The organism is Larkinella punicea, assembly GCF_003334855.1.
Lineage (GTDB): Bacteria > Bacteroidota > Bacteroidia > Cytophagales > Spirosomataceae > Larkinella > Larkinella punicea.
The window spans coordinates 175,052-192,845 of the sequence record NZ_QOWE01000007.1 but is presented as its reverse complement, the minus strand read 5'-3'; the positions used below and the strand labels follow the sequence as shown (position 1 = coordinate 192,845).

General features: G+C 52.5%; 11 protein-coding genes. 4 read left to right on the top strand and 7 right to left on the bottom strand.

What is annotated here, in order from left to right:
* Positions 1-131 precede the first annotated feature (131 nt).
* The 5 genes from DUE52_RS10350 to DUE52_RS10330 form a co-directional block, all read right to left on the bottom strand.
* Positions 132-710, bottom strand: coding sequence for a helix-turn-helix domain-containing protein (locus DUE52_RS10350; protein ID WP_114405931.1), 579 nt, complete (start codon positions 708-710; stop codon positions 132-134).
* A gap of 3 nt (positions 711-713) precedes the next feature.
* Complete coding sequence (locus DUE52_RS10345) at positions 714-2,972, bottom strand: TonB-dependent receptor (protein ID WP_114405930.1); 2,259 nt, start codon at positions 2,970-2,972, stop codon at positions 714-716.
* Between the two features lie 79 nt (positions 2,973-3,051).
* Positions 3,052-3,519 (bottom strand): hypothetical protein, encoded by a 468-nt coding sequence (locus DUE52_RS10340; protein ID WP_114405929.1) that lies wholly within the window; start codon positions 3,517-3,519, stop codon positions 3,052-3,054.
* Positions 3,520-3,686: 167 nt separating this feature from the next.
* On the bottom strand, positions 3,687-5,426 hold the full coding sequence (locus tag DUE52_RS10335; protein ID WP_114405928.1) for a RagB/SusD family nutrient uptake outer membrane protein: 1,740 nt from the start codon (positions 5,424-5,426) through the stop codon (positions 3,687-3,689).
* Between the two features lie 30 nt (positions 5,427-5,456).
* A complete protein-coding gene (locus tag DUE52_RS10330; protein ID WP_114405927.1) occupies positions 5,457-8,714 on the bottom strand; it encodes a SusC/RagA family TonB-linked outer membrane protein in 3,258 nt (1,085 codons plus the stop codon).
* A 478-nt stretch (positions 8,715-9,192) separates the two neighbouring features.
* Here DUE52_RS10330 and DUE52_RS10325 point away from each other — a divergent pair, with 478 nt between their 5' ends.
* The gene (locus DUE52_RS10325) at positions 9,193-12,747 is read left to right on the top strand and encodes a VCBS repeat-containing protein (RefSeq protein ID WP_229312130.1); all 3,555 of its coding nucleotides are present in this window, start codon (positions 9,193-9,195) and stop codon (positions 12,745-12,747) included.
* Positions 12,748-12,848: 101 nt separating this feature from the next.
* Here the strand turns inward: DUE52_RS10325 and DUE52_RS10320 are convergent, their stop codons facing one another.
* Positions 12,849-13,331, bottom strand: a complete 483-nt coding sequence (locus DUE52_RS10320; RefSeq protein WP_114405926.1) for a DUF4494 domain-containing protein — start codon at positions 13,329-13,331, stop codon at positions 12,849-12,851.
* 270 nt (positions 13,332-13,601) lie between these two features.
* Between DUE52_RS10320 and DUE52_RS10315 the strand changes: the two genes are divergently transcribed.
* The 3 genes from DUE52_RS10315 to DUE52_RS10305 are packed head-to-tail and all read left to right on the top strand — an operon-like array spanning position 13,602 to position 16,217.
* On the top strand, positions 13,602-14,369 hold the full coding sequence (locus DUE52_RS10315; RefSeq protein ID WP_114405925.1) for a GIN domain-containing protein: 768 nt from the start codon (positions 13,602-13,604) through the stop codon (positions 14,367-14,369).
* Positions 14,370-14,396: 27 nt separating this feature from the next.
* Complete coding sequence (locus tag DUE52_RS10310; RefSeq protein WP_114405924.1) at positions 14,397-15,398, top strand: sensor histidine kinase; 1,002 nt, start codon at positions 14,397-14,399, stop codon at positions 15,396-15,398.
* Positions 15,399-15,443: 45 nt separating this feature from the next.
* Complete coding sequence (locus tag DUE52_RS10305) at positions 15,444-16,217, top strand: LytR/AlgR family response regulator transcription factor (protein ID WP_114405923.1); 774 nt, start codon at positions 15,444-15,446, stop codon at positions 16,215-16,217.
* A gap of 112 nt (positions 16,218-16,329) precedes the next feature.
* On the opposite strand, the gene DUE52_RS10300 is transcribed toward DUE52_RS10305, so the two are convergent.
* Positions 16,330-17,661 (bottom strand): ABC transporter permease, encoded by a 1,332-nt coding sequence (locus tag DUE52_RS10300; protein WP_114405922.1) that lies wholly within the window; start codon positions 17,659-17,661, stop codon positions 16,330-16,332.
* Between the last annotated feature and the right edge of the window lie 133 nt (positions 17,662-17,794).

Genomic DNA, 17,794 nt, shown 5'->3' with positions numbered 1-17,794 from the left:
CGGAAAACCATCTGCCCAGGCGATTCCCGTAGTACTGATAAAAAGAACAACGAGAACCCATTTTTGTATTGAAATCATAGAATTTGATCTTTGTCTGCCACGGATTTACCGGATGCTACTGCGTTTGTGCCTCATTTTGGTGGCCCCACTTTGTCGATTTCGGTTCGGTAAGCCAGGCCGGTGCGTTTAAAATCACCCGGGGTCAGGCCCACCACCTGTTTAAACTGGTTCGACAGGTGCTGGGTGCTGCTGTAGCCCAGCCGCCAGGCAATCTCACTCAGGGTTAACTCCCCGTAGAGCAAATATTCCTTCACTTTTTCAATTTTCTGAGCGATGACGTATTTTTCGATGGTAATTCCCTCAATGGCCGAGAATAAATGACTGAGGTAGGAGTAATCATACCCGATTTTCTGGGTCAGAAAGTCCGACAGATTCTGATGCTCCGGCCGTTCGCGCCGGTCGTGGTGTACCTCGTTGACGATGAGCGTTTTGATCTGTTCAACCACCACCGCTTTCCGGTCTTCCAGCAGTTCAAAATCATTATCGGCCAGCACCTGCCGGATTTGCTCCATCGAAACCGTCGTCGGCAGTTCGCCCGTTTCCACCTCGCCCAGTTCCACCCGCAGCACCTCAATGCCGAGCTCTTCCAGAATATCCCGAACGACGCGCTTGCATCGTCCGCAAACCATGTGTTTGATGTAAAGGATCATGGCTTAGATTTTAAGTTTATACCGAAAACCGCCGTAAATCATCCGCCCCGTGATAGGCCCCCACACCCGCGCGGCCGCGTCGAAATCCCGGCCATAAGGGTCGCTGGCACCCACAATCGGATTGGCTTGCCGGAAATTGCCGAGGTTTTCGCCCCCCAGATACACATCCCACGTCCGGAACGACTTGGTAATCTGCGCGTTGATGTTGTAAAAACCGGGGGCATTTTCCCGCGGCATGTTCTGGTAACTGGTGTGTTCGTAGCCTTCGCGCAGGTACGGAATCCGTTTTGGGCCGTTCCATTGCACCGTGAAATCAAACTTCCATTTGTCGAACGGCAACGCATACCCCGCATTGAACAGAACCCGGTCGCGACTCACCATCATGCGCGGCAACAGGAGACTTTCCCCGAAGGCCATGCCCATCGTCTGGCGAACGTCGAAAAGCCGGTAGGCCAGTTTGACCTCCATGCGCCGGATGGGCTGGTAGTTCAGTTCGGCCTGAAAACTGTTGGAAAACGAACGTGCTTTCAAACCGGGTGTCGACCGACTCGACAGGTAATAGAAATGGAGTTCGCGCGGGTGTTCCAGATCGGCGATCAACTGATTCTGAAAATTTGTGCGGTAATAATCCAGCACGAGCGACGCCTTTTTGCCGAACAGATTAAACTCCTGCGTCAGGCTGGTTCCGTAATTCCAGGAGATTTCCGGCTGGAGTTCAGCATCGAAATACACCGTCCGCGAACTCACCAGATACCCGTAGTTTTCGGCCAGCGCATTCGGCGTCCGGAAACCACGCCCCGCCGAGGCCCGCAGGATCAGGTTGTCGGTCAGGTCGTATTTGGCGTGAAAACGGGGCGTAAACTGCGTACCGAACAGGTTATGAAAATCCAGCCGCGCACCCGCCACCAGCGTGAGTTTATCCAGGTACTTGTAGGTGTATTCCCCAAAAACACCCGGAACGGATTCGGTTCGGGTCAGGAGCGAGTCACGGTATTTTTCGCGGTAATCGTCGAGCAGATAACTTACGCCGGCCTTGAACGAATGGTTGGTATTGTCGATAATCGACTGGTAAATCAGGTTGCCGTAGAGCGTTTTCTGCTGACCGTTGTAGGGAATAAAACCGAAAAAGGAGTTCTGTTCGTGGTTGACGGCGTTCAGGATCAGCCCCAGCCCCCGGTACGGTTTTTCCGGATAAAGCCGGGCGGTTTTGGAAAACACTTCAAACCGTTTGGTGGTGTTCGTAAACTGGTAAGTCGGGCTGCCGCTGCGGGTTGCCGCCACCTGTCCGCCGGTCCGGTCTTCGTAGAGTGACTTGATGCCAAACTGGGTCATAAACCGCTCCGTTCCGTATTTGGCGCGAACAATCCCGTTATATTGCGTATACAGGGGCAAATCCAGAAAGTTATCGCCGTTCTGATCGATCCGGTTTTGTAGCGTGCTGGCGTGTCCCAGAAAACCGACGCTCCATGTTGGAGTCAGCGGTTTCGACAGGTTCAGGTTGCCTTCGACCCGTCCGAAACTGTTGACGTAGGCGTTGGCAAAAATCCGCTCCCGGGCGTCCGGTTTTTGCAATTCGACGTTCATCGCACCCGACATGCCCTCGTAGCCGTTGACGACCGAACCGGCTCCTTTGCCGATGTCGATGGACGAAATCCAGGTACCCGGCACATAATTCAGACCGAACGTAGACGCCAGACCGCGGATGGTGGGGATGTTTTCAACGTTGGTTTGCACGTAATTTCCACTCAATCCCAGCATCTGAATCTGCTTGGCTCCGGTGACGGCATCGCTGTAGGACACATTGACGGAGGCATTGGTTTCAAACGATTCGGACAGGTTACAGCAGGCGGCTTTGGCCAGCGTTCGCGTGGTCAGAATTTCGTTTTGGATGGGCGAAAACCGATCCGTTTGCGACGACGCCCCCTGAACCGTCACTTCCTGGAGCGTATTCTGGCTGGTGAGAATGACGGTCAGACTGGTTTGGTCAGAAACCGTAATTGTATCGGTTTTAAAGCCCACATAGCTGAAAACAAGCCGGTTGAGCGAGTCTGGTTTGTTGATGGTGAAAAAGCCGGAGTCGGTTGAGGTGGAGGAAACCGAGGTGCCTGCCCAATAGATGGTGACGCCGACCAGCGGCACGGTTTTGGTGTTGACACGCTCCGAAACCGTGCCGGTCAGGATTTGCGCGGGAGCGTAAACAACGCTGAGGAGAGCCAGCCATAGGGTGGTCAATACTGTTTTATAGGTGGAATGTGGACGCATAAAGAGTCGTAATGTGGTTGAAATAAAAAGGAACCGATGCTTTTTCAGCATGGACTTCATTTTAGCACAAGACGACTTCCTATAGCAAAAAGCTTTGAACAAACGAGAGCAGACTGCGCCCGTACTGGAGAGGGGGAGAATCAAAATCCGCCAGCGTCGACGCGGTATCGGCTACAGCCAGACTGGTGAACAACCAGGTCACGAGCGCTGTTACCCCGGCCAGTACCGTGTCAGCCATCGACTTGACGAACTTGGCGACGAGTTGCGTGATGGACGACGAAAAATCGACGTTTTCATACCGCTGCGCTTCCTGGCAGCAATCCGTTCGTTTGAAAACGGGAGATGAGGTGGCGTGTTCCGACGGAGAAACCGCTTTCTGGCGGTGAATCGGGCAGCTTCTGTTCGCGTTGGCCGACTGGGTCATTGCTAACGACACTTTCTTCCCGCGCATCCGGCACGTGTGTTCAATCAGACCAAAACCGGTACTGCTCAGCAGTACGATGCAGGTCATCAGGAGGTTGAACAGTTGGAAGATCGTGCGTTTCATGACGGATCAAAAGTAGAGGATGCCCACTATAAAAGCAAGTACATCATTTTGGGAATAGGGTGCAGGATTTTGTCATTTGGCTTCGACCCCTACCAAACAGATGAGGTGGGACCGTTGGCCCCACCTCATCATAAAAGGAAATAAACGGTATTGGTTCCGGCCGAAAATTAATAACCGGGATTTTGTTTCAATATGGCCGTTCCCTGCAAGTCGATCTGCGTTTGGGGCAGCGGCATGTATTCGTTTTTGTTGGGCGTAAACTTGGCACCACCCAGACCGTTCGTCAGTTTGGCACCTTCGTAGGTCAGGTAAGCATTCAGCACCGGACCCGCAATTCCCCAACGCACCAGGTCAAAGAAGCGGTGACCTTCGCCCGACAGTTCCAGCTTGCGTTCAAACTGAACGGCGGTGCGGGCGGCAGCTTTGTCGGTCCAGGGGGCCGTGTAGTTGCTAATGACATATTTGGCCGCCGGTGCCGTTCCTTTCATCACGTAACCCGCCGGATTTGCCGCCCGGGTCCGGATCTGGTTGACCAACGCGCGGGCGCGCTCCAGGCTTCCTACTTCAACTTCACATTCTGCCGCCATCAACAACACATCGGCATAGCGGATCAGGATCACGTTAATACCGGTCCAGCCTTTGGTCCAGTTCGAAACGTCAGCAATGCGGGCTTCCTGGGCCTTGGTATAGATGTATTTTTTCGGAGCATAAGGACCGCCGAAAGCCTGGTCGCGAATCCAGTCCTGGCCCGGAAAATCCTGCCAGTCCAGATACGGGATGCCACGACGACCGATGGAGTGATCGAGACGGGGGTCCACATTGCCAGCATCGGGCGTAAAGGTCGCTGACGAAGCGATCCCCTGATCCGTTTTAAGCTGGTTAGTGCCGGTATTATACGAACCGTCCAGCAGAGGCAGTCCGGTAGCATCCGTACGGAACGAATTCCCTAACTCGAAGCTGGGCTGAAAGAAACCGCAGCAACCTACCGGACCCGCCGGGCCGGTGTTATAAGGCCAGTTCAGGTTCAGGTCACCCGAAGCGGCATCGGAGCTACCAGCGTTGGCTACGTTTTGTGTGGCGAAAACGATCTCGTCGTTTTTCTCATTGTCGGCGCTAAACACCAGGCCATACTGCGGATAGAGGCTGTATTTGTTGCCCGAAGACGTTTTGCCACTCGCGATCACCAGATCGAAGAGGGTTTTTGCTTCGGCATACTTCTTCTGGTACAGATAGGTTTTGGCCAGATAGGTGGCGGCAGCCCATTTGTTGGCGCGCCCGGCTGCGCTCTGTATTTCCGGCAATACATCGTAAGCGGCTTTGAAGTCGGCTTCGATTTTTGGCCAGATGTCCGTGTTGTTCGCAATTTCTGTAATTCCGGCGGCATAATCGACGGTTTCGTCAACATACGGCACCATGTTGAACGTCCGTTTCAGCTCAAAATAGTAGTGAGCGCGCAGAAACTTGGCTTCGGCACCAATGCGGGCCACATCATCGGCACTTACCGTTGCATCCGCCGTTTTCAGTTGCCGCAGGACGGAATTAGCCCGGCTAATGCCTTCGTACATCAGGTTCCAGCGGGCATTGAGTTCGCCACTGGCTGCCAGCATTTCGAAGCGCTGAAACGGCGTGATGGCGTTGAAGTCACCAGCGTTGGAGCCTTTGTTGGCTTCTCCCCCCATGATACTTCCATACATCCAGTTGGTCGAACTGGCGGTTTGGCTGAACCCCCGGCCATTCAGCTCGGTGTAGGCACTGATCAGCAAACCTTCCAGACCATTTTTCGTGCTCAACTGCGCACTGGTCAGTGTACCGGTTGGCTGCACCACTAAAAAGCTATCCTTACAGGCCAGCGTGCTAAACGTTAAAGCGAGCGCCAGCAGGGTTCCTTTTGTGACTATATCTTTCATTGTCTAAATTTCTTAATCGGTTGGTTCAAATTAGAAGGTAACGCTCAGGCCGGCATTGTAGCTACGGGTCAGCGGATAGTTTCCGACGTCGATCCCGAAGTTCTGGTCAGCCGCTCCACCGACACCAGGGTCCAGACCCTCATACTTCGTGATGGTGAAGATGTTGTTGGCTGATGCGGAAATCCGTACGCGGCCTAACTTGAGTTTGCTCAACAGGGCCGAAGGCAGCGTATACCCGAGGGTAATGTTCTGCATCCGCAGGTATGAACCATCTTCCACATAGAAGGAATTCGGCTGGGTGTTGGTGCTGAAGTTGGAAACATCTTCGAAAATCGGCTGGCTCGTGCCCGTATTCGTCGGCGACCACGAATCTTTTACCCGCTCGCTAACAGCCGCTCCGGGGAACGACGGATAGAAATCGGTATACCATTTCGACAGGTTGAAGATTTTGTTGCCCAGCGAGGTGTACAAATACGTTGCCGCATCGAATCCCCTGTAGTTGATCTGGAAGTTGATCCCTCCCGTAAATTTCGGTACCGGGCTACCAATGAACGTCCGGTCGGTGTTGTCGATTTTACCATCCCCGTTGATGTCGGCAAAACGGAAACGACCCACACCGGCACCCGTTTGGGTAGGAGCGGCTCTAACTTCTTCCTGATTCTGGAACAGGCCCACAACCTGAAAACCGTAAAAAGAGGCAATCGACTGACCGGGCTGGTTCCGGGTAGCGGGCAAGCCCAGGCGGTTGGAAGCCGGTGAAACGTCGAAATACGGAACGCCCGGAGCTAGTTGCTGAATCCGGTTTTTGAGAACGCTACCCGTCAGGTTGATTTCATACGAAACATCGCTGCTCAGTTTTCCGCGGGTGCCGATCAACAGGTCGATCCCTTCGTTCCGCATCCCGGCGATGTTGACCGAAGGAGCCGTAGCCCGAACCCCGACAACGCCGGCAATCGGCACTTGATACAGCAGGTCTTTGGTGTCTTTCCGCCAGATATCGAAAACGACATCCAGTTTACCATTCAGGAACGTAGCATCGATCCCTAAGTTGGTGGTCGTACTGGTTTCCCATTTGGCATTCGGGTTACCGATCCGGCTCCGGAAGAAACCGGGGCTCAGCGTGCTGTTGGTGGCACCAATGTCGTAGGAGTTGGCCACGTTGGTGGCAAACAGACTATACTGGTTGTTGGGGTCTACGTTGTTGGAGTTCCCCATTTGGCCCCAGCCCCCCCGAATCTTCAGGTCGGTAATGAACGTCGCATCTTTCATGAAGTTCTCACCGGAAATCCGCCAGGCTGCCGAGAAGGCCGGGAAAACCCCAAACCGATTGGCCGCTCCAAACCGCGATGAACCGTCGCGACGAATCACCCCCGTTACGATATATTTGTCGTTGTAGATGTAGTTCAGCCGTCCGAATACGGAATAGAAGTTAACCCCGTTCTGGATGTTGCTGTTCACCACGCGCCCCACCGAAGAGGTGGTGGTCAGGGTGACATAGTTGACATCGGTACTGAACGGGTTGGAACCGGTTCCGCTGATGTTCCGGCCACGACCGTCGTTCAGGGCTTCGATACCGGCCAGAACATCGACGCTGTGCAGTCCAAATTTCTGTTTGAATTGCGCGGTGTTCGTAAACGTCCAGGCCAGGAAGTACCCACCGCCTTCGCTGATGGACAGGCCGCGACCGTTTCCTTCGGCATTCCAGTAGGTATTCTGCGAAGTCGTTTTGTTGTAGAAATTGAAGAACTGACCGCCAAGGCTGCTGCGCAGGGTCAGAGCCGGAATCGGATCGTATTCCAGATACACATTTCCGAATAAACCAACGCCAAAGTTATTGTTGTTCTTGGCACCATCCCGGCTCGCCACCGGGTTCGCCGGGTTGTTGAACCCTTTGGCCGATGTGCCGGCCCAGCCACCGAACTCGTCGTAAATCGGGATGATGGGAGCCATCCGGAAAGCACTCAGAATTTCGCTTTCTTCCTGCGACAGGTTTTGTCCGGCATTGCCACCCACCTGACCGGAGGTGTTAGCGTAGGTCAACTGGATATTTTCACCAAACCGCAGGTTTTTGACGATATCAAACTCCGTGTTGGCCCGCAGGTCATACCGCGCAAAGTTGTTGTGGTTCAGAATACCGTTCTGGTTTTGCTGGCCCAGGCTGAAGAAATACCGGCTGCTTTCAGTCCCGCCCGAAAAGCCCAGCGTCTGGCGCAGAATGGGAGCCGTCCGCGTAATGGCATCATACCAGTCCGTACCGGCTTTGTTGGCCCGAACGACCTGATAAACGGCTCCGGCGTCGGTATTGATGTTGTATTTGGGGCGTTCTGCCGCCAGATCAACCGAACCGATCACCCCATACCGGGTTCCTACCATCAGATAATCCGGCAAAACCGGTGTTGATCCAGTGCCGTATTGACCGTTGGCAATCCCCGTAAAATCATCGGGAAGCCCCAGAGAAGCCTGGCGGTTGCGAACCGCATTCCAGGTCCAGTTGGCTTGCTCCTGCGGATTCAGAATGGCCTGCGATTTACCGGGATCGGTAAAACCGTACAGACCATCATACGTAACGGTCAGTTTTTGCGCCCGGCGGTTTCCTTTTTTCGTCGTATAAACGATAACCCCGTTGGCGGCCCGTGCTCCGTATATGGAAGCGGCTGCGGCATCTTTCAGAACCGTGGTGGTTTCAATATCATCCGGGTTCAGGAAGTTGGTTGTCCCGATGGGTACCCCATCCACAACATACAAGGGCTGGTTCCCGCCAAAGGCCCCGAAGCCCCGCACCCGAACGGTGTTGTTGGCACCCGGCTGACCACTGGCAATAACCGTAACCCCGGCAACGCGACCCTGCAACTGGGTTTCGACGTTGGCCGAAGGTGTTACCTTTAAGTCGCGGGATTTTACGGTTGAAATAGCCCCGGCATTGTCGCGCTTGCTGTCCGTCGTATACCCGGTTACAACGACCTCCGTCAAGGCCGTAACGTCATCTTCCACCGAAACATCGACGGTCGAACGATTGCCAACTGCTACTTCCTGTGATTTGAAACCGATGGCCGAAATGACCAGCACCGGATTGGCGCCCCGAATGTTCAGGGTGTAATTCCCCTCGGCATCCGAAGAAGTCCCGGTCGTAGTGCCTTTGAGAACGATGTTCGCGCCCGGAACCGGCCCGTCTTTCCCTGTTACTTTTCCGCTAACCCGGCGATCCTGGGCCATGACACTACTGCTCACAAAAAGCAGAAATGCACCCAAAATCGCAGATTGGAACAATCTGTAGAATTGTGCTTTCATGATAGGTTTTGTAATAATTGGTTTTATTTTCGTACTAAATTAAGAGTACTTTAAACATACTTCAAAATTTTATAAAAAATATTATAAATATTCCCGTTACTACCTCTCATGATAAGTTGGTAATGTTTTGTTGTAGTCTATTGATTGTGAATAATTTAACCTTGAAATAATCCTCCCGCGATTCGGGTGATTTTTTTTTGATACGATTTGATTACTAACCCGATAGCGGTTTTCTATGGGTGATTTTACGTACTTTGTCCGGTAATGGGAACGTTTTCATCAGCGCAAATCCAGACGAAAATAAAGGGTTGAGTCTGTAAATTGGTTCTAATAGAGGAATGTGATTTTTTTGTACTTTAGTAATTTGGTTTATTATTCTTTAGTCATGTTTCTACAATCGTTTCGTTGTTTAGTACTACTTCTTTTGGGTGGGTCGATCAGTTCCTGTCAGTTCTCCAATCAATCACTCTTCAGCTTGATGCCCGCTGACGAAACCGGTATTGCGTTTTCGAACCAGATGACCGAAAGTGACACGCTGAGTATTCTGAATGTCGATTATTTTTACAACGGTGGGGGAGCCGCCATCGGCGATTTCAACAATGATGGGTTACAGGACGTCTTTTTCACCGGAAATCTGGTGGCCAACAAACTGTATCTGAACCAGGGAGGCTTCAAATTTACGGACGTTACGGGGCCAGCCGGGGTCGGTGGAAACGGCAAATGGTGCTCGGGCGTGGCGCTGGTCGATATCAACAACGATGGTCTGATGGATATTTACGTGACCGCAACCATCCGAAAATCCGCCCGTGACCGGGAGAATCTGCTGTATGTAAACCAGGGAGTTGGCGCGAAAGACGGCATCCCGGTTTTTAAGGAAATGGCCCAAGAATACGGAATCAATGACGACAGCTACACGACCAATGCGGCCTTTTTCGATTATGACAACGATGGCGATCTGGATCTGTTTGTGCTGACCAACATGGCGGAACGGTTTCCAAACGCCTATCACCAGAAGCTGGTGGATGGCTCGTCGCCCACAACCGACCGGCTCTACCGCAACGATTTTGACGCCAAACGCGGGCATCCGGTTTTTACGGACGTCTCCAAAGAAGCCGGTATTCAACTGGAAGGCTACGGGCTGGGGTTGAACATCTGTGACATCAACCGCGACGGCTGGAAAGACATTTACATCACCAACGACTTTCTGTCGGAAGATCATTTCTTTATCAACAACCAGAAAGGCGGTTTTGGAAAACCGGCGTTTACGGACCAGGCCGGGACGTTTTTCAAGCACACCAGCCAGACGGCGATGGGCAACGATGTAACCGACCTGAACAACGACGGCTGGATGGACATTGTCGCGCTGGACATGCTGCCGAATGACAATTTCCGCAAGAAAATGTTCATTCCGCCCAACAACTACCAGACCTATCTGAACAACGAAGAATTCAAGTTTTCCTATCAGTATATGCGGAACACCCTGCAACTCAACCAGGGATTTCGCCCCGGCACGCGGGAGCCGGTTTTCAGTGAAATCAGCCTGCTGTCCGGCATTGCCGCCACCGACTGGAGCTGGACACCGCTGGTGGTCGACTTCGATCACGACGGCTACCGCGACATTGTTGTGACCAACGGCTTTCCCAAAGACGTGACCGACCGGGATTTTATGCAATATTATGCCGATAATTCGTCGGTGGCCACCCGCGATTTCATGCTTGGCCAGATTCCCGTTATCAAAATCAACAACTATGCCTTCAAAAACAACGGCGCCGACCTGACGTTTGCGGACGTTTCGGGCAACTGGGGGCTGACCACCCCGGCTTTTTCGGGCGGAGCCGCTTACGGTGATCTGGACAATGACGGCGATCTGGACATGGTGATCAACAACATCGACGACCCGGCCTTCGTCTACCGCAACAACCTGGTGGAGCAAAAACCGGAGCAGGCGAATTACCTCCGGGTCAAGTTCAAAGGGAGTGATCAAAATCGCATGGGCCTGGGCGCTTTCGTGGAATTGCGCTACGGAAAAGGCCAGCAACAGATTTACGAGCATACGATTTACCGTGGCTATCTGTCAACGATGGAAAACGCGGCTCACTTTGGGCTGGGTGCTGCTAAAACCATTGATGAGGTGCGCATCACCTGGCCAGCACAAAACGGAAACCCCGGAAAAACCCAGACGCTGCGGAATGTAAACGCCAATCAGGTGCTGACGGTGGATGTGAAAAATGCGACGGAAACCGCCGTTTTGCCGCCAACGGCTCCCGCCGGAAGGCTGTTTCGGGATGTTACCGATTCGCTGAAAATCCAGTTCGTGCATCAGGAACCGGAATACATTGATTACAACCAGCAGAAATTGTTGCCGCATAAACTGTCCCAATACGGCCCGGCCCTTTCGGCGGGGGATGTCAACGGTGATGGGCTGGACGACCTGTTCATCGGTGGTTCGCGGACCCAAAAAGGATCGTTTTTGTTACAAACCGCTGCTGGAAAACTGGTTCCGCAGGATTTGTTGCCCGGAACGGCGGGGGCCGGAAAACCGGAAGAAGACATGGGAACGCTACTTTTCGATGCCGACGGCGATGGCGACCTGGATCTGTATGTAGCCAGCGGAGGCTTCGAGGAGGACGCCAACACGGCTTCGTATCAGGACCGGTTTTATGTGAACGACGGGAAAGGGCGGTTTACACTGACACCGCAGGCACTGCCGCAGAACCGGATCAGCAAATCGTGCGTGAAAGCCGCTGATTTTGACCGCGATGGCGATCTGGATTTGTTCGTAGGCGGCCGTGTTGTCCCCAATCAATATCCCCGACCGGTTTCCAGTTTTATTCTTCGAAACGATTCCAAACCCGGTTTGCCAAAGTTTACTGACGTGACAAAAACCGTGGCTCCGGAACTTCAGAACATCGGTCTGGTGTGCGATGCGCTGTGGACCGACACCGACAATGACGGCTGGCCCGACCTGATGCTGGCGGGCGAGTGGATGCCACTGACTATCCTGAAAAATGTGCAGGGGAAAAAACTGAGCACCACGTCAGGCACACAACCGCTCAATCACGCCATCGCTCAGTCGAAAGGCTGGTGGAATTCCCTCGTGGCGGCTGATTTCGACCGGGATGGCGACATGGACTACATCGCCGGCAATTTGGGGTTGAACACGCTGGCGCAGGCGAGTCCGGAAGAACCGTGGCGGGTGTATGCCAAGGATTTTGACAACAACGGTTTTTACGACGCCATTCCGACGGTATTTTTTGCCGATGAGAACGGCGAGCGCCGGGAGTTTCCGTTCAATAGCCGGGAAGATCTCATCAAGCAAATCATTTCGATGCGGGCGCGGTTTCCGCTGCACAAGGATTTTGCCGTGGCTTCCATCGACAAAGTCTTCAAGGAAGAAGAACTGAAAGGCGCGATTGTGCTGGAAGCCAACTACATGAAGTCGGCGTACGTGGAGAACAAAGGCGACGGAACGTTCGAGTTGCACCCGTTGCCGATTCAGGCGCAAACGGCCCCGCTGTTCGGCATGGTCGCCGATGACTTCGATCAGGACGGTTTTCCGGACGTGTTGCTGGTTGGGAATGATTTTAGCAACGAATTGCTCGTCGGGCGTCTCGATGCGCTGAATGGCATGCTGCTGAAAGGCGACGGAAAAGGCGGTTTTACGGCCCTGAATCCCGGAGCCAGCGGTTTTTACGTTCCCGGAAATGCCAAAGGACTGGTTCGTTTATCGGGTGCCGGTCGCAACGGAGAACCGGGGAAATCGCTGATCGTAGCAACGCAAAACCGGGGTCCACTGAAAGTTTTCCACGCCGAACAACCCACGCAAACCGTTCCGTTAAAACCGACGGACGTGAGCGCTAACCTGGTGTATGCAGGAGGAAAAAAACAGAAGGTGGAGTTTTATTACGGCCAATCCTTCCTATCACAGTCGGCGCGGGAACTGACCATCGGCAAGGGCATAAAATCCCTGGAGATCATCGATTCCAGAGGCAACAAGCGACTGGTACCGTTGCAGACGCTGGCAGGGAAGTAAGTTTACGGTTTTCAGTATTCGGTTTACGGTGACTGACCCCTACATAAGTGCGCGTCAGTCAGCATGCGACAGCTACCGTAAACCGAATACCGTAAACCGGTTTATTCTTCCTGCCCCACCACTTCGCTTAGCGGGCGCAGGTTTGACGGGATGCGTTCTTCTTCGATGTAGGGGTAAATGTCCAGGATCTTGGTGGTGTTGACGTCGGTAGTCTCGAACGGAATGAGCATTGAATGCAGACTGATCTCGATTCGTTCGTAGGCCTGCTTAACGTTTTCGGCGTTGACAAGCATTTGATTCACAATGCGTTTCTCCCGGCCTTTGTCGTCTTCCGTGATGTACACCACCTTGCATTTGTACCAGGTTTCACCGCTTTCTTCAAAGTGAAATAAGTCGGCCAGGCGCATGCGCGTGATGGCGGTGACCGAAAAGTCGGGGGTGTTGGCGGCTGCTTCCTTATACAGCCGGGCTTCGGCATCGGTATACGAAACGGCGTCGATGAGGTACGCTTCGTTAATGGTTTTGGTTTTCCCGGTCGGGTCCTGGAGTTGATAGCGAATTTTTCCCTGATACCAGCTTGGCATAACTCGTTGAATTATAGTTTTTAAGAGGGTTATTTCGCGGAGTTGAGCGGAGAAAGAGGAGTTAAGCAGAGGAATTTTAAAAAGAAACTCCGCTCAACTCCCTTTTCCTCCGCTCAACTCCGCGAAATAACCCACGTTCAAAAGTACAGAAAAAGGCTATCTTTCGGTAGGTTCGACGGCTCATCCAGCTTTTTGGTTGGTTCGTCGGCGGGCGGTTGTGGGGCCACAGCAGCCCATCCATCTTTGTCTTAAAAACAAGCGTCATTGGAAATGAGTGACTTAACTACCTTTCTGTTGCTGGCGGATGCGCTACCCGTGGAGCCCGTAAAAAATTATTTACAGCTCACTTTATTATCCGTGGGTCTGCTCGCGCTGGTGACGACGATCTGGTGGCAAACCGATAAAGAATCGTACGAGGAAGTAACCGAAGATTTGCCCATCACGGCCTTCGAAAAACTGGAAATATGGGGCATGATGAACGTGCTGGTCACCGATGGCCCCACATATTCGCTGACGGCCCGCGGTTCGCGCCGGGCCATTGCCAACGTGAAAGTGCGGCTGCGCGGGAAATGGCTTAAGATCGGTTCCAGTTTTTTCTTCTGGCACCGTCAGTACGATCTATTGCTGACCATCACAACGCCTACCCTGAGCAAACTGGATGTGTCGGGCGCGTGTACCGTTCAACTGACTGGCTTCAAGGAATTACACGGGTTGGACATCGACATCACCGGCGCTTCGAATGTGTCGCTGGAAGGGGAGGTGCAAACGCTGAACATCGACATCACCGGCGCATCCCGCCTGACGCTGGTGGGTCGGGGGCATAATCTGACGGCCGACATCACCGGCGCATCGGCACTTCATGCCTTGAAGTACCCGGTCGAAGACGCCACGGTGGAGGTTACGGGGGCCTGTACGGCCCAGATCTTCGCCACGCGGGTGTTGAAAGCCGAAGCGACCGGCGCCAGCAAAGTGGAATACCAGGGCGAGCCCAGTGTGGATTTTGAAAGCGCCGGGGCCAGTTACATCAAAAAAGTATAAAACCGTCAGGTTAGTTGAAGCATCACCATGAGAAACAAAATCAGGCTTTGCATCTTACTGAGTTTACTGATCCTGCTGATTTATACGCTGTTGGTCACGGAAGAAGCGATTCCGATTGAAATCAAACTCACCATCATCACCATCATCATCGGCAGCGGTTTGTTCATTTACATGGCTTTATCGTGGTTTATTCCGTACCTGCTCAATCGTTCCGCCGAGCAGTTGTCGCCCCAGAAACTGGTTTCGCTGACCGTCACCTCAAGTGGTATTCTGGCCGCTCTGACGGGTTTCATGGCGACCTGGGGCATCAGTTTTTTCTGGCATATCGACTTCAGGCTGGTGGATTACTGCTCGATCTGCGGCCTGTTTGCCATCATCACGGCGGGAATCACGGCGGTGTATTCGCTGAAATCGTTCGTTCAACGCTGGAAAGCCCTGTTGCTGATGGAAGAAGGCCTGAAACAGGCGGTTTTGAAAGCGGAGTTCGAATCCCTGAAAAACCAGGTGAACCCGCATTTTCTGTTCAACTCGCTCAACATCCTGAGTGCGCTGATTCCCGAAGATACCGGCAAATCGGTGCAGTTTGTCGAGCGGCTTTCGAAGGTGTTCCGTTACAGTTTGCAGCATTCCGAACAGAATACCATCGAACTGGCCACCGAACTCAAAATTGCGGAATCCTATCTGTTTATCAACCAGATGCGGTTTGGCGAGAGTTTTCGCTACTCGGTGGATTTGTCGGAAGAAGACCGCAGCAAGCAGATCGTTACGCAGGGCCTGCTGACGTTGCTGGAAAACGTGGTAAAACACAACGAATGTTCACTGGAAAAACCGCTTTGCATTCGGATTTTTACCGAAAAGGATTGCCTCGTCGTTGCCAACGTCTTTCAGCTAAAAAGCCGTTTGCGAACCGATTCGACCGGTATTGGACTGAAAAATCTGCAAAATCGCTACGCCCAGCTAGCTGCCGATCGCCCGGTGGTGATTCAGCAAACCGAGCAGGAGTTTATTGTTAAATTACCATTACTGTAATGGATTACCCGAATTAAATCGCAAGGTTGGAAATTGCTTACCGGAATGAAAATACTAATTGTGGAAGACGAGCCACTGGCCGTCAAACGAATGGAAGGGTTGATTCGGGAAGTAGCCCCCGATGCCGAAATCGTGGGAAAGATCGACACCGTGCGGGCGTTTGTCCGCTGGTGGCAGACCAATCCCGCGCCTGATTTGTTGCTGATGGATATTCAACTCGCCGACGGGCTGAGTTTCGAGATTTTTCAGCAGGTGGAGGTCAAAACGCCGGTTATTTTTACGACGGCCTACGACGAATATGCGCTGCGGGCCTTCAAAGTCAACAGCGTCGATTATTTGCTGAAACCCATCGAACAGGAAGAACTGGTCAAAGCAATCCAGAAATTCCGGCACCAGCGGCAATCGGCCGACAGCCAGCCGGGGGCCTCAGAAAATCTCGTGAAAATGCTGGAAGAGTTTGGCATTAAGCCGGTTACCTACAAAAGCCGCTTCCTGATCAAACAGGGCGGGCGGTTCGATGTGGTTGAAACCTCCGATATTCTGTACCTCTATGCCGACGACAAAGTCGTGTTTCTGATCACGAATCAAAACCGCAAATACATCGTCGACGAAACGCTCGACGAACTGGAGGCCAAGCTGGACCCCCGGCATTTCTTCCGGATTAACCGCAAGTACATCACCCATCTGTCGGCCATCGAACGCATCGAACCGTATTTCAACGGTCGGCTGCGGATCTGGCTGAAACACCGGCCCTCGGAAGAAGAAGTTTCGGTAAGCCGCGAGCGGGCAGACTCGTTCAAGGGGTGGTTGAATACGTGAGAAAGGTAATTTCAAATGTAAAATGATGAATATTAAATGTAAAAGTGATTGCTCATTTTAACTTTTACATTTAATATTCATCATTTTACATTTATCATTCAAGACCGGTCTTTTATGCCTTATAAAACACCCACTTCACAAGCTCCTTGTACGACGGTTTTTTGCCGTACATCAGAATCCCGACGCGATAGATGCGCGCTGCCAGCCAGGCGGTTCCCACAAAACCGCCCATCAGTAAGGTCAGTGACAGGACGATTTCCCAGGCCGGAACACCGAACGGAATGCGAACCATCATGATGATGGGCGACGTAAACGGAATCATCGACATCCAGAAAGCCACCGCGCCATCCGGTTCGCGGATCACAAACTGCGCCATGATGAATGATAAAACCAGTGGAATCGTGATGGGGAACATGAACTGCTGAACGTCGGTGTCGCTATCGACCGCCGAACCCACGGCGGCAAACAACGCACTGTAAATCAGGTAGCCGCCGATGAAGTATAGCAGGAAACAGCCAATAATCAGTGGAATATTCAGGGTGCTGACGGCTTTCAGCACCGTGGTCATGGGGCTGCTTTTCTGTTCCGTTTTTGGTTTTTCGACGGTGGGTGCCTGCGACACGCCCGGCTGCTGTGCCATCATCTCGACGCGTTTCTGGGGTCCTACGCTTTCGCCCAGAAAACTCGACATGACGGACGAGATGCCGAAGGTGAGCAGAATCCAGAGCAGAAACTGCGTCAGACCCACCAGCGCAACACCGGTAATTTTTCCCGCCATGAGCTGGAACGGTTTGACCGACGAAATGATCACTTCCACAATGCGGTTGGTTTTTTCTTCCATCACACCCCGCATCACCTGCACCCCATAAATGAAAATGGCGATGTAAATGATGAACGCGCAGAGGTAGCCAATGCCGGTGGCCGCCCCCGAACTGCTGTCTTTCTCACCTTCGTCGCTCAGGCTGTAGGTGTCCGACGACACGTCCACCTTCGTGCTTTCGAGTACTTTGCGGTCAATCCCGGCATCGAGCAACCGAATATTCTCAATTTCCTGCTCGATGGCTTTTTCAATCCCGCTTTTTACATCCAGACTGACATTCTTCTCCGCGTAAATCTTCAGACTTTTCGGATTCTCCAGAATGGAAACCGGGATGTGTACCAGGGCATCGTAACCACTTTTGCCGAAGTCTTTCTTGGCTTGTTCAACCGGCGTTTTGACGGTCTGGAAAACCAGTTCTTTGGTGTTTTTGAACGTGTTTTCAAACTTGCCGGTTTCGTCGATGACTTCGATTTTTTTCTGGTCGATGCCGCGCATGGCGAAAAAGATCGGAATGAGCCAGATGCAGGAAACCAGCAGGGGCGTCACCAGGGTCATAATCAGAAAAGACTTTTTCTTGACCCGGACCAGGTATTCGCGTTTCAGAATGAGGAAAATTATTTTCATGACTGTCAGTGTATCAATGAGTGAATGATAGAATGAGTGAATGATAGAATAACTTCGCTACTATTGCTTCCTGCGGAGCTTATTCATTCACCGCGCGGGCGGCCCCGTCTATCATTCACTCATTCACAATTTA

Coding starts and splice junctions, on each gene's coding strand:
- DUE52_RS10325 (WP_229312130.1), top strand. CDS start 9,193: ATGCCCGCTGACGAAACCGGTATTGCGTTTTCGAACCAGATGACCGAA.
- DUE52_RS10350 (WP_114405931.1), bottom strand. CDS start 710: ATGATCCTTTACATCAAACACATGGTTTGCGGACGATGCAAGCGCGTC.
- DUE52_RS10335 (WP_114405928.1), bottom strand. CDS start 5,426: ATGAAAGATATAGTCACAAAAGGAACCCTGCTGGCGCTCGCTTTAACG.
- DUE52_RS10305 (WP_114405923.1), top strand. CDS start 15,444: ATGAAAATACTAATTGTGGAAGACGAGCCACTGGCCGTCAAACGAATG.
- DUE52_RS10315 (WP_114405925.1), top strand. CDS start 13,602: ATGAGTGACTTAACTACCTTTCTGTTGCTGGCGGATGCGCTACCCGTG.
- DUE52_RS10330 (WP_114405927.1), bottom strand. CDS start 8,714: ATGAAAGCACAATTCTACAGATTGTTCCAATCTGCGATTTTGGGTGCA.
- DUE52_RS10320 (WP_114405926.1), bottom strand. CDS start 13,331: ATGCCAAGCTGGTATCAGGGAAAAATTCGCTATCAACTCCAGGACCCG.
- DUE52_RS10345 (WP_114405930.1), bottom strand. CDS start 2,972: ATGCGTCCACATTCCACCTATAAAACAGTATTGACCACCCTATGGCTG.
- DUE52_RS10310 (WP_114405924.1), top strand. CDS start 14,397: ATGAGAAACAAAATCAGGCTTTGCATCTTACTGAGTTTACTGATCCTG.
- DUE52_RS10340 (WP_114405929.1), bottom strand. CDS start 3,519: ATGAAACGCACGATCTTCCAACTGTTCAACCTCCTGATGACCTGCATC.
- DUE52_RS10300 (WP_114405922.1), bottom strand. CDS start 17,661: ATGAAAATAATTTTCCTCATTCTGAAACGCGAATACCTGGTCCGGGTC.